The sequence below is a fragment of the Geodermatophilus sp. SYSU D00696 genome (genome assembly GCF_054050235.1).
Genome location: NZ_JBJGYY010000023.1, coordinates 44,987 through 56,700 on the forward strand (window position 1 = coordinate 44,987; position 11,714 = coordinate 56,700).

At 76.0% G+C, this 11,714-nt stretch carries 14 protein-coding genes; 3 read left to right on the forward strand and 11 right to left on the reverse strand.

Features of this window, described 5'->3' with window-relative positions; all coding sequences use genetic code 11:
- The first annotated feature begins 8 nt into the window (after positions 1–8).
- Both ACI79O_RS15480 and ACI79O_RS15485 read left to right on the forward strand, forming a co-directional pair.
- Positions 9–287: a YciI-like protein gene (locus ACI79O_RS15480; RefSeq protein ID WP_456890353.1), complete on the forward strand. Its 279-nt coding sequence runs from the start codon at positions 9–11 to the stop codon at positions 285–287.
- Entirely contained in the window at positions 284–751 is a 468-nt protein-coding gene (locus tag ACI79O_RS15485) for a heme-degrading domain-containing protein (RefSeq protein WP_456890351.1), read from the forward strand. The genes ACI79O_RS15480 and ACI79O_RS15485 overlap by 4 nt, the downstream gene beginning before the upstream one ends.
- Positions 752–756: 5 nt before the next feature.
- Here the strand turns inward: ACI79O_RS15485 and ACI79O_RS15490 are convergent, their stop codons facing one another.
- Positions 757–2,025, reverse strand: a complete 1,269-nt coding sequence (locus ACI79O_RS15490; protein ID WP_456914593.1) for an RNA polymerase sigma factor — start codon at positions 2,023–2,025, stop codon at positions 757–759.
- Between the two features lie 7 nt (positions 2,026–2,032).
- Complete coding sequence (locus ACI79O_RS15495; RefSeq protein WP_456914594.1) at positions 2,033–2,377, reverse strand: YciI family protein; 345 nt, start codon at positions 2,375–2,377, stop codon at positions 2,033–2,035.
- Between the two features lie 307 nt (positions 2,378–2,684).
- Between ACI79O_RS15495 and ACI79O_RS15500 the strand changes: the two genes are divergently transcribed.
- Positions 2,685–3,080 carry a WhiB family transcriptional regulator gene (locus ACI79O_RS15500; protein ID WP_456874760.1) on the forward strand — a complete coding sequence of 132 codons (396 nt, stop codon included), beginning with the start codon at positions 2,685–2,687 and terminating at the stop codon, positions 3,078–3,080.
- On the opposite strand, the gene ACI79O_RS15505 is transcribed toward ACI79O_RS15500, so the two are convergent.
- From ACI79O_RS15505 to ACI79O_RS15545, 9 genes are all read right to left on the reverse strand, one after another.
- Positions 3,070–3,957, reverse strand: a complete 888-nt coding sequence (locus tag ACI79O_RS15505) for an alpha/beta fold hydrolase (protein WP_456914595.1) — start codon at positions 3,955–3,957, stop codon at positions 3,070–3,072. The genes ACI79O_RS15500 and ACI79O_RS15505 overlap by 11 nt on opposite strands.
- Positions 3,954–4,895 carry a DODA-type extradiol aromatic ring-opening family dioxygenase gene (locus ACI79O_RS15510; RefSeq protein ID WP_456914596.1) on the reverse strand — a complete coding sequence of 314 codons (942 nt, stop codon included), beginning with the start codon at positions 4,893–4,895 and terminating at the stop codon, positions 3,954–3,956. The genes ACI79O_RS15505 and ACI79O_RS15510 overlap by 4 nt, the downstream gene beginning before the upstream one ends.
- The gene (locus tag ACI79O_RS15515; protein ID WP_456914597.1) at positions 4,892–6,277 is read right to left on the reverse strand and encodes a hypothetical protein; all 1,386 of its coding nucleotides are present in this window, start codon (positions 6,275–6,277) and stop codon (positions 4,892–4,894) included. Before ACI79O_RS15515 ends, ACI79O_RS15510 begins: the two co-directional genes overlap by 4 nt.
- Positions 6,278–6,386: 109 nt before the next feature.
- Positions 6,387–7,316, reverse strand: coding sequence for an alpha/beta fold hydrolase (locus tag ACI79O_RS15520; protein ID WP_456890341.1), 930 nt, complete (start codon positions 7,314–7,316; stop codon positions 6,387–6,389).
- Entirely contained in the window at positions 7,313–8,596 is a 1,284-nt protein-coding gene (locus ACI79O_RS15525) for a Rieske 2Fe-2S domain-containing protein (RefSeq protein WP_456914598.1), read from the reverse strand. The genes ACI79O_RS15520 and ACI79O_RS15525 overlap by 4 nt, the downstream gene beginning before the upstream one ends.
- 23 nt (positions 8,597–8,619) lie before the next feature.
- Positions 8,620–9,711: a 4-hydroxy-2-oxovalerate aldolase gene (dmpG, locus tag ACI79O_RS15530; protein ID WP_456914599.1), complete on the reverse strand. Its 1,092-nt coding sequence runs from the start codon at positions 9,709–9,711 to the stop codon at positions 8,620–8,622.
- Positions 9,708–10,610, reverse strand: coding sequence for an acetaldehyde dehydrogenase (acetylating) (locus ACI79O_RS15535; protein ID WP_456890335.1), 903 nt, complete (start codon positions 10,608–10,610; stop codon positions 9,708–9,710). The genes dmpG and ACI79O_RS15535 overlap by 4 nt, the downstream gene beginning before the upstream one ends.
- Positions 10,607–11,428, reverse strand: coding sequence for a 2-keto-4-pentenoate hydratase (locus ACI79O_RS15540; RefSeq protein ID WP_456914600.1), 822 nt, complete (start codon positions 11,426–11,428; stop codon positions 10,607–10,609). The genes ACI79O_RS15535 and ACI79O_RS15540 overlap by 4 nt, the downstream gene beginning before the upstream one ends.
- Entirely contained in the window at positions 11,425–11,712 is a 288-nt protein-coding gene (locus ACI79O_RS15545) for a NifU family protein (RefSeq protein WP_456890330.1), read from the reverse strand. Before ACI79O_RS15545 ends, ACI79O_RS15540 begins: the two co-directional genes overlap by 4 nt.
- Between the last annotated feature and the right edge of the window lie 2 nt (positions 11,713–11,714).

The following is an 11,714-nucleotide window of genomic DNA, read 5'->3' on the forward strand; positions in this document are numbered from 1 at the left end:
GTGGTCCCGTGCTGGTCCTGGAGTACGAGCTGGTGGACGACTACGTGACCCGGCGGGCGCCGCTGCGCGAGGAGCACCTGGCGCTCGCGCGGGCGGCGCACGACCGCGGTGAGCTGCTGCTGGCCGGGGCGCTGCCCGATCCGTACGACCGGGCGCTGCTGGTGTGGACCGCCGAGCGCGACGTCGTGGAGCGGTTCGCCGAGACCGACCCGTACGTGGTGCACGGGCTGGTCACCGCCTGGTCGATCCGGCGGTGGGACGTCGTCGTCGGCGGGGGTGCCTCGTGACCGGCTTCCCCACCGTCGCCGAGCTCGCCGCGGAGGAGGACGAGCTGCAGCTCGCCGGGTTCACCAACGACGACGCCTGGGAGCTCGGCTCGGCGCTGGTGGCCGCCGCCCGCCGGGTGGACGCCCCGGTCGCGGTGGAGATCACCCGCAACGGGCACCGGCTCTTCACCGCCGCCCTCACCGGCGCGACCCCGGACAACGCCGACTGGATCGAGCGCAAGTCCCGGGTGGTGCACCGCTTCGGGCACAGCTCGCTCCACGTCCGGCAGACCTGGGTCGAGCGCGGGACGACGTTCGAGGAGTCCGCGGGCCTGGACCCGCGGCTCTACGCCGCGCACGGCGGGGCGGTGCCGCTGCTGGTGCGCGGCGTCGGCCCGGTCGGCGTCGTCGCGGTGTCCGGGCTGCCGCAGCTGGAGGACCACCGGATGGTGGTCGCGGCGCTGCGCGCCCACCTGGGGCGGTGAGCGGGTCAGCCGAGCTCGGTCAGCCGGCCGGCGAGGAACTCCCGCTCGACGGCGTTGGCCGTCAGGTGCAGCGCCTCGGTGTAGGCCAGCCGGGCCTCCTCGACCCGGCCCAGCCGGCGCAGCAGGTCCGCCCGCGCGGCCGGGAGGTAGCCGTAGCCGGCCAGCTGCGGCTCGGTGGCCAGCTCGTCGAGCGCGGCCAGCCCGGCGGCGGGCCCGGAGGCGAAGCCGACGGCGACGGCGCGGTTGAGCGCCACCACCGGTGAGGGCCACACCTGCCCGAGCACCCCGTACAGGGCCACGATCTCGGCCCAGTCGGTGGCGGCCCAGCTCGGCGCCTCGGCGTGGACGGCGGCGACCGCGGCCTGCAGCGCGTACCGCGACGGCGGCCGTCCCCGCAGCGCCTCGCGCACCAGCGCCACGCCCTCGGCGATCGCGGCGGCGTCCCAGCGGGAGCGGTCCTGCTCCTCCAGCAGCAGCAGGCGGCCGTCCGCGCCGGTGCGGGTGGCGCGGCGGGCGTCGGTGAGCAGCAGCAGCGCCAGCAGCCCGGCCACCGCGGGATCGCGGGGCAGCAGGGTGCGCAGCATCCGGCACAGCTGCAGCGCGCGCTCGACGAGGTCGCGGCGCACCAGCTCCTCCCCGGCCGGCACGGTGTGCCCGGTGGTGAACAGCAGGTGCACCACCGCGAGGACGGCGTCGACCCGCTCGGGCAGCTCCGCCGGCGGGGGCACCCGGTACGGGATGCGCGCGACGGCGATCTTCTTCTTGGCGCGGGTGAGGCGGGCGGCCATGGTCGGCTCGCTCACCAGGAACGCGCGGGCCACCTCCGCGGTGGTCAGCCCGCACAGCAGCCGCAGGGTGAGCGCCACCTGCGCCGCGCGGTCCAGCGCCGGGTGGCAGCAGGTGACCACCAGCCGCAGCCGGTCGTCGGGGTAGCCGTGGGTGCCGTCCTCGCCGGCGCCGTCACGCGGGTCGGGGGCGACGTCGTCCTCCACCAGCAGCGGGAGGTGGCGGCGCACCACGCCCTGGTGGCGCAGGACGTTGAGCGCCCGCCGGCGGGCCACCGTGGTCAGCCAGGCGCCGGGCCGGGCAGGGACGCCGGAGTCGCGCCACTCGGTGAGGGCCGTGGCGAAGGCCTCCTGCACGCACTCCTCGGCGAGGTCGATGTCGCGGGTGACGCGCACCGTCGCGGCGAGCACGAAGGCCCACTCGCGACGGTGCGCGTCGGCGACCGCGGCGGCGACGGCGGAGGCGTCGGGCCCGGGGTCGGCGGTCACGGTGCGCTCAGTCGAAGACCATGACCGGGCGGACCTCGACCCCGCCGAAGCGCGCCGGCACGGTCCGCCCGACGGCCAGGGCGGTGTCGAGGTCGGGCGCCTCGACCAGGTAGTAGCCGCCGAGCGCCTCCTTGGTCTCCGCGAAGGGGCCGTCGGTGACCTCGCTGCCGCCGCGCACGCTGGTCGCCGTCGTCGTCGGCTGCAGGGCCGACCCGCCGAGCAGCTTCGCGCCGAGGCCGTCGACGCCGGCGGCGAACCGGTTGTGCTCCTCGAGGACCTCGCCCCACACCTCCGGCGCCGCCGTCGCGTAGGACGCCTCGTCCTCGTAGATCAGGATCAGGTACTGCGCCATCTGGCCCTCCCGGGTCCCGGGGGCCCGCTGGTCGGGCCCTCCACCCCTACGACACGCAGCACCGCACCAGATCGACAGGCCGCGCGGAAGATCTCGTGACGCCTTCGCCAGCGCACGGGGCGCGGGGACGCCAGCGACACGCCGCTACCCCGGGTCGAGGGCACGATGCGCCAAGCGGACGGGCCGGTTTCGCTCAGTTCCTGCCAGTGCGCCTGCTGTCGCCCGCTGCGTAACGTCACGGACAGCAGTCAAGGCGTACCCGTCCGTCACAGGGCGCCACGCCCCACCCCGATCCGAGGAGCTTCCCGTGCACTCCTTCTCGCGCCCCGCCCCGAGCGCCCACCTGAGCCTCGTCTCCCGCTACGACGCCGTCGCGGAGTACGACGCCGTCGCCGCGTACGAGCCGGCCTACGACGCCGCCGCGGAGCAGGCGCCCACCACGTTCTGGAGCGACCTCACCGAGGGCGGGGAGGCCGCCTGGCGCCTGGACGCGCTGTGCGCCGAGACCGACCCGGAGGCCTTCTTCCCGGAGAAGGGCGGCTCGACCCGCGAGGCCAAGCGGGTCTGCATGGGCTGCTCGGTGCGCACCGAGTGCCTGGAGTTCGCCCTCGCCAACGACGAGCGCTTCGGCATCTGGGGCGGCCTGTCCGAGCGCGAGCGGCGCCGGGTGCGCCTGGAGCGCCGCGAGCGGCTCAGCGCCTGAGTGCCGTCGCAGCGCTGACGGCACCTCTCCCGGCCAGGAAGCGCAGGCTGAGCGCGTTGTACTCGGCCGCGTGCTCGTGCTGCGGCCAGTGCCCGCACTCCGGGTAGAGCACGAGCTCGGCGCCGTCGATCGCGGCGGCCAGCGCCCGGGCCTCGGGCACGTCGCCGAAGGGGTTCTCGTGGCCCCACACCACCACGGTCGGCGCCTGGATGCGGGCCAGCCGGTCGGGGGTCAGCAGGTTGCGCCGGCGCACCGCCATCTCCTGCAGCGCGAGCAGGTGGTCGATGTTGGCCACGAACTCCGGCCGGTGGTAGACCGCGTGCCGCACCTGCACGAGCTCGTCGGAGACGTCGGCCGGGTCGTGCATCAGCAGCAGCAGCCGACGGCGGGTCAGCTCGACGTCGTCGGAGAGCACCGCCTGCCGGGTGGAGGTGCGGATGCGCTCCATCACCGCCGGGTCGGCCTTGGTGCCGCCGGCGGCGAGCAGCTGCAGAGTGGCCACCCGGTCGGGCTGCTCGCTCGCCAGCCAGGCCGCCACCCAGCCGCCGAGGGACTCGCCGACCAGGTGGGCCCGGCCGATGCCCTGGGCGTCGAGGTAGGCGACGAGGTGCTCGACGTAGCGCGGGATCTCCTGCGGCACCCCGCGGTTGCCGGTGTACCCGTGCCCCAGCATGTCGATCGCGTGCACCCGGTAGCCGGCGAGCGCGTGCGCGGGCACGTTGCGCACGAACGCCTCGAGGTGGCCGCTGGTGCCGTGCAGCATGACCACCGGCTCGCCGTCGGCCGGCCCGGCCAGCAGCGCGCGGGTGGGCACCCCGCCGGCGTCGACGGTGGCCAGGCAGAAGTCGGTGCCGGCGAGGTCGGTCCAGAACGTCACGCCGCCACCTCCGGCTCGAGCAGGGCGACGCCCATGCCGGTCAGCCACTCCGGCATCGGCTCGTAGGCCAGCACCCGCCCGCGGCCGCCGCCGGCCGCGCCCGCGGCGACCAGCCAGGTCCGCAGCTCCTGCGCGCCGTTGCCGGCGGCCTTCTCGACCTCCTCGGCGGTCATCGCCGCGTAGGAGGCCAGGTCGCCGCGCACGAACGCGTCGAGGAACTCCCGGTCGAACCCCGGCTCGATCGACGGCTGCGCCGCGCGGGTGATCTCGCGCCGGCGCGGGTCGTACTCCTGCCAGTGGCCGCGGCCCTCGAGCCAGGCCTCGACGAGGAACTCCTCGTCGGCGCCCTCCGGGGCGTACCACTTCGGGAAGGGCAGCCGGTGCGAGAGCCCGCCGGAGGCGACCACCACCACACGGCGGTCCTGACCGTCGGTCTCGACGCCGCGGCGGACGGCGGCGCCGAGGTCCAGGCAGCGCCGCATCAGCGGCAGCGGCGGGGCGAAGACGTTGACCACCAGCGGCACCACCGGCACGTCGACGCCGTCGAGCAGGTACTGGATCGCGTGGCTCTGGCCGTGGTCGATCTGCAGCCGCGCCGAGAGCGCCACGTCGAAGCCCTGGTCGGTGACCGCGCCGAGCAGTCCCCGGGCCCAGTCGGGGTCGACCCGCTGGGGCCCCGACGGCGTCCCGGACTCCCCGCTGGCCACCACCTCGCCGACGCCCAGGGTGAACGGCGGGACGAGGTCGAGCCAGAAGCCGCGGAAGTGGTTGCTGCCGGCGATCACGACGACGTCGGGCCGGGCGGCGGCGACCGCGTCGCGCGCCTCGCGCAGCGCGTCGCGGAACCGCTCGGCGCGGTCGACGTGCTCCACGGCGTCCCAGTGGGTGTTCATCAGGGTCGAGTGCGACGCCCCGACGCCCAGCACGATGCGGCTCACGGCCGTTCTCCCGTCTCCTCGAAGGTGCGCGTGCAGGTGTCGACGGCGACCCGGACCAGCAGCCGGGTGAGCCGCTCCATGTCCCGGACGTCGATGGTGTTCATCCCGCGGGCGAAGTCGACCTCGAACGGCGCGGGCTCGACGGCGCCGACCTTGGGCATGCCGATGCGCACGGTCGGGATGCCGCGGTTGCGCAGGATGTTGGCGTCGGTGGCGCCGCTCAGCCCGGCCGGTACCTCGTGCGGCCGCCCCTCCGCGGCCTCCCAGGCGGCCACCGTGCTGCGCACCACCCAGGCGTCCTCCGGGGTGGCGCTGCCGGGGATGGCGAGCACGGTCTCGACGGCGGCGTCCAGGCCGGGGTGGCGGTCGGCGATCGCGGCCACCGCGGCGCGGAACTCCCGGGCCAGGGACGCGGGGCTGCGGCCGGGGGCGAGGCGGACGTCGCAGCGGATGCGCACCCGGCCCGGCGTGGCCGCGGCCAGCCGCGGCCAGCCGCCCTCGATGGAGGAGACCACCCCCTGCGGGCTGACCACCGCGTCGGTGTGCGCGGCGGCGTAGCGCTCGAACCACGCCTCCAGCCCGTGCACGACGGTGGCCGCCTGCGCGACGGCGTTGACGTAGGGCAGCCGGTGCCGGCTGCCGACGTAGGTGTGCGTGCCGCCGACCCAGACGTCGAACCACACCAGGCCGACCTCGGCGGCCGAGGCGCCCCAGCCCGGCTTGGCGATGACCGCGGCGTCGGTCCACACGCCCTGCTCGAGCAGGAAGGACGCCCCGACGCCCTGGCCGGTGTTGGCGCGGTCGCGGCCGGGCAGCGGGCGGGCGTTGGTCGGCATGCCCCCGGCGCCGAAGGCCGCGACCAGGTCGCCACGCAGGGGCACGCCGGCGACGGCGACCGCCTCGGCCGCGGCCAGCACGCAGGCGGCGTGGCCCTTGGGGTTGGACGCGCCCAGGCCGGTGACGTAGGGCCCGTCGACGGTGGCCCCGGGGCGCATGTCGGTGCGCAGCTGCGGCCCGATCCAGGGCAGGTCCTCGTCCTCGGTCCCGGCGGTGAAGGTGTCGACCGGCGCGTAGAGCATCAGGCTCGGCCCGCTGCCGGTCCCGGCCAGCCGCCCCCAGGCGTTGGCCTGCCGGTCGTCGAGCGGCTGCAGCCGGCCGTCGAGCCCGGCCCCGCGCAGCCGGGCGGCCAGCTCCTCGGCCAGCGGCCGCTCCTCCCCCGTCGGGCTGGGCACCGAGGTGACCAGGACGGCGAGCTCGCGCAGCCGCCGCTGGTCGACGTGCGCCCACGCGCGGGCCACCAGGTCCCGCTGGCGCGCGGGCAGGCCGGCCAGCCCGTCCCGTCCGAGGTCGGCCGGGCCGGCCGGGTGCACGCCAGCGGTCAACGGCCGACCCGGACCACGCGGGTGTCGACCCGCCGCCGCAGCGCGTACCGGTTGCGCGCCGCGAGCGCGACCAGACCGGCCGCGCCGGCCACCCCGAGCAGCGCCGTCCTCATCCCCGCTCCTCCCCGGCCCGCCCGCGGGTGCGGTCGAGCCAGCCGTTGACGACCGCGGCGTACTCCCGCGGCCGCTCCTCCTGCAGGTGGTGCGAGGCGTGGTCCATGACGAACAGCGAGCCCCGCGGCGTCATCCGCGCCAGCATCAGCGGGTAGTCGGGGGTGAGGAACGCGTCGTGCATCCCCCACAGGTAGAGCACCGGCACCCGCAGGCCCTGCAGGTCGGCGGTGAGGTCCTGGAACGTGCCGCGGTGCTCGTCGGACTCGCCGAGCCGGCGCTCCCCGGCGTCGAGGCTCTGCTCGTACCGCAGGGTGACCGTCTCCTCGGGGACGGCGTCGGGGTCGTACCACTCCAGCCGGGCGATGAGGTCGCGCATCTTCTGCGGGGTCGGGCCCTCGCCGCCGTAGTACGCGTCGCGGGCGTTGCGGCCGCGCCGCGAGCGCTCGGGCAGCGGCGCCAGCGGCCCGTAGAGCACCGGCATCGACCCGGTGATGACCAGCGAGCCCACCCGCTCGGGGTGCAGCGCGGCCAGCCGCAGCGCCGCCGTCCCGCCCCAGGAGTTGCAGACGACGTCGGGGGCCCCGAGGTCGAGGGCGTCGAAGAGGGCGAGCAGGTTGCGCGCGTGGAAGTCCCACACCCCCTCGGCGATGTCGGGCTTGTCGCTGGCGCCGTACTGCAGGAGGTCGGGCACCACGCAGCGGCGGTGCGGGGCCAGGTGCGGCACGGTCGGGCCGAAGTCGCTCCAGCCGGTGCAGCCCGGCCCGCCGCCGTGCAGCAGCACGGTGTCCGGTCCGGAGCCGGCCTCCCACACGGAGTAGGCGTGCTCGCCGTTGTGCACCAGCCGGGCGGGCGGCCGCGCCGGCCGGGTGAGCACCTCGCCGGTGTCGACGGCGGCCAGGTCGCGCTCGGCGAGGTACGGGCTCACGAGGTCCCCTGCACGTGCGAGGGCCGGCCGCTGCCCGCGGCCACCGGCGCGTCCGGGGAGCCCTCCGCCGGGGCGCGGGCGGTGCCGTTCGGGCCGACGACGGTCGACTGCTCGACCAGCTTGCGCCACTCGGTGAGCGACACGTCGGGCCGGTAGAGCCGCTCCGGCGGGGCATCGGTGGCCTCCACCATCCGCGCGTCCTGGCCGGAGAACTGGCCGTGGAAGAGCCAGCGGACCGCGCCGAGGTACTTGACGGCGAACCGCAGCCCGTCCGCGCGGGTGCCGAAGTCGACCATCACCCCGACGTAGCGGTGGGAGTCGGCGTCGACCGGGACGTAGAACTCGTAGTGGATGAACTTGGGGTAGGCGATGCGCAGCACGCCGGGCATGCCGACCGAGGCGAAGCCCGGGAAGTCCTGCTCCTCGATGACCGGGTCGGCCTTCTTCGACCCGCCGGTGTTGCCCAGCCGGAAGTCCTTGAAGTCCGGCCGCGGCGGCTTCTTCTTCCACCAGCGGTAGTTGGTCCAGGTGCCGTAGCCGGGGAACTCGGCCTCCCAGTGCACCTCGTCCTGCACCCGGTACAGCCAGCGCCCCCGGGGGACGATGCGGGTGACGTTCCAGGTGGGCATGGTCTTGAACGTGCGCCACACCGAGGTGCGGTGCAGGTACTTGGCGTGCCCCTCGTCGAAGCCGTTCTCGCAGGCGAAGCGCCAGTTGCCGGCCCGCTCGTCGATGCGGATGCCGGCGGTGAGCTCGTTGCCCCGCCACTCCTCGGGCAGCTGGTCGTCGATCGGCGGGGGCTCCTCGCCGTCGCCGACGTAGACCCACACCAGGCCCAGGCGGACCTCGACCGGATAGGTGCGGACGAACACCTTGCCGCACAGCGGCGAGTCCGGGCCGTCGGTGATGACGGCGGCCAGCCGGCCGTCGCGGGTGTCGAAGGTCCAGCCGTGGTAGGCGCAGGACAGCGTGTTCGGGAACTCCCGCCTGCCCATCGACAGCGGGATGCCGCGGTGCGGGCAGCGGTCGTGCAGCGCGCGGACCTCGTCGCCCTCGCGGACCAGGGCCACCTTCTCGCCGCACACGGTGACCGCGACGGGGTCGGGGCCGACCTGGTCGGCGAAGACGACCGGGTACCAGTAGCCGCGGAAGCCGGTCGCGGCCGCGTCGTACTTCGGCCAGGTCGACCAGTCCTGCCGGCCGGTCGAGTACCGGCGGTCGGGTCGCGGGGACGCCGTCGCCCGTGCGTCTCCCCTTCCGGTGTCGGTCCCTGCGGCCATGGCTGCCTCCTCGGTGGGTGTGCTCACGCCAGCTGCCGGGCGCGGTCCTCGCGCGCCGCGGCGAGCTCGAGCGCGATGCCGACGATCTGGTCCTCCTGGCCGCCCACGAGCTGCCGCTCGCCGCAGCGCAGCAGCACCTCGGCCGGGTCGACGCCGTAGCGCGCGGCCGCGGCGGCGGCGTGCTTCATGAAGGAGGAGTAGACGCCGGCGTAGCCCATGGCCAGGGACAGCCGGTCGACCACCGACTCGGTCTCCATGGCCGGGCGGACGACGTCCTCGGCGACGCTCATCATCGAGAAGGCGTCGATGCCGGTGGTCAGCCCGATGCGGTCGCAGACGGCGACCAGCGCCTCGGTCGGGGTGTTGCCCGCCCCGGCGCCCATGCCGCGCGTGCACCCGTCGACCTGGCCGGCGCCGGCCCGGAACGCGAAGACGGTGTTGGCCACGGCGAGCGAGAGGTTCTGGTGGCCGTGGAAGCCGACCTGCGCCTCGTCGCCGACCTCGGCGACGAGCGCCGCCACCCGGTCGGTGACGTCGTCCAGGACGAGCGCGCCGGCCGAGTCGGTCACGTAGACGCACTGGCAGCCGGCGTCGACCATGACCCGCCCCTGCTCCGCCAGCTCCTCGGGGCCGATCCGGTGGGCCAGCATGAGGAAGCCGACGGTCTCCAGCCCCGCGTCTCGGGCCACCTGGAAGTGCTGGGCGGCGACGTCGGCCTCGGTGCAGTGGGTGGCCACCCGCATCACCGAGCCGCCGGCGTCGGCGAACCACCGGATGTCGTCGACGGTGCCGATGCCCGGCAGCAGCAGCGCGGCCACCTTGGCGCGGGTCACCGTCTCGACGGCGACGTCGATGAGCTCCCGCTCGTCGACCAGGCTCGGCCCGTAGGCGTACGACGAGCCGCCCAGCCCGTCGCCGTGGCTGACCTCGATCACCGGCACACCGGAGGCGTCGAGGCCGGCGACGATGTCGCGGACCTCCTCGCGGGTGAACCGGTGGGCCTTGGCGTGGCTGCCGTCGCGCAGCGTGGAGTCGGTGATCCGGACGTCGAGGCCGTCCCCGTGCGGACGGGGCAGCGGCTCGCGGATCCCGATCCGCGGGAGGCCCCCGGTCACCGCGCCGCTCCCGCGGGGACGGCCGGCCGCTGCGCCAGCACGTCGCCGACCCGCGCCGCTGCCGCGGTCATGATGTCCAGGTTGCCCGCGAAGGACGGCAGGTGGTCACCGGCGCCCTCGACCTCCAGGTAGACGCTGACCCGGGCCCCGTGCCCGTCCTCGACGAACTGCGGCGGGCTGGTCATCCGGTAGCCGGGCACGTACCGGGCGACATCGGCGACCATGCCGGTGACCGACGCGGTGACGGCGGCGCGGTCGGCGCCGGGGTCGATGCGGCAGGTGACGGTGTCGCGCATGAGCATCGGCGGCTCGGCCGGGTTGAGCACGATGATCGCCTTGCCGCGCTCGGCGCCACCGACCACCTCGAGGGCGCGGGCGGTGACCCGGGTGAACTCGTCGATGTTGGCCCGCGTGCCCGGCCCGGCCGAGCGCGAGGCGATGGAGGCGACGATCTCGGCGTAGGCCACCGGCGTCACGCGGCTGACCGCGGCGACGACGGGCACGGTCGCCTGGCCGCCGCAGGTGACCATGTTGAGGTTGGGGGCGTCGAGGTGCTCGTCGAGGTTGACCGGCGGCACCACGTAGGGCCCGCGTGCGGCCGGGGTGAGGTCGACCGCGCGGATGCCGGCCTCGGCGTAGCGGCGGTGGTTGCGCACGTGCACCCGCGCCGAGGTGGCCTCGAAGACGATCTCCGGCAGCTCCGGCCGGGCCAGCAGCCAGTCGACCCCCTCGGCGGAGGTCTCCAGCCCGGCCGCGGCGGCGCGGGCCAGGCCCTCGCTGGCCGGGTCGATGCCGACCATCCACCGCGGCTCGAGCCGGTCGCTGCGCAGCAGCTTGACCAGCAGGTCGGTGCCGATGTTGCCGGAGCCGACGACGGCCACCGGGACCCTCCCGCTCACGCGTCCTCCCGGGAGAAGTCGACCGCGACCTCGCCGAGGCCGCCCACGGTGGCGGTGACCCGGGTGCCGGGCCGGACGTCGACCGCGCGGGTGCACGAGCCCGACAGCACGACCGCGCCGGCCTCCAGCGCCGCGCCGTGCCCGGCGAGCGCCTCGGCGAGCCAGGCGACCGCGGTCGCGGGGTGGCCGAGCACCGCGGCGCTGCTGCCGTGCTCGACGACCTCGCCGTCGACGGCCAGGGCGACGTCCAGGGCGGCGAGGTCCCCGGCCGCGGTGGTCGGCGTCCACGGGCCGACGACGAAGGCGGCCGAGGAGGCGTTGTCGGCGACGGTGTCCCACCAGGTGATCCGCCAGTCGGCCACCCGGCTGTCGATGATCTCCAGCGCCGGGGCGACGGCCTCGGTGGCGGCGAGCACGTCGTCGACGCCGAGCCCGGGTCCGGCCAGCCGGGCGCCGAGCCGGAACGCCACCTCGGGCTCGATCCGCGGCTGGCACCACCGGGCCGGTGCGGCGCTGCCGCCGTCGGGGACGAGCATGTCGTCGAGCAGCGCGCCGTAGTCGGGCTCGTCGACGCCGAGCATCTGCTGCATCGCCGCCGAGGTGAGGCCGATCTTGTGGCCGAGCAGCCGCGCCCCGGCCGCGCGGCGACGGCCGATGCCGACCGCGGCGACGGCGTAGGCGTCCTCCGGGGCCAGGCCCGGGTGCACGGTGGACGGCGGCGGCACCGGGGTGCGGGTGGCCGCGGCGGTGGCGAGCTCGTCGGCGATCCGCTCCAGCAGGGCCCGGTCGGCGCGCGCGCCGGCCGGGACGGCGGTCACGCCGCTCCCCCGCGGAGGAAGGTGCGCAGCCGGGCGTCGGCCTCGTCGCTGACCCGCGCCCCGGTCGCGGTCACCGAGGTGACGCCGGGGACGGCCAGCAGCCGGGGGCGCACGGTGTGCTCCAGGCACAGCGCCTGCGAGGGGCAGCCGCTGCACGTGCCGCCGAACCGGACCTCGACCGCGCCGGCGGTGTCGGTGCCGGCCACCGCGACCGACCCGCCGTGGCTGCGGAAGAGCGCGGTGACCCGCCGCGCCGCGGCGTGCACCCGTTCCTGGTCGTCCACCG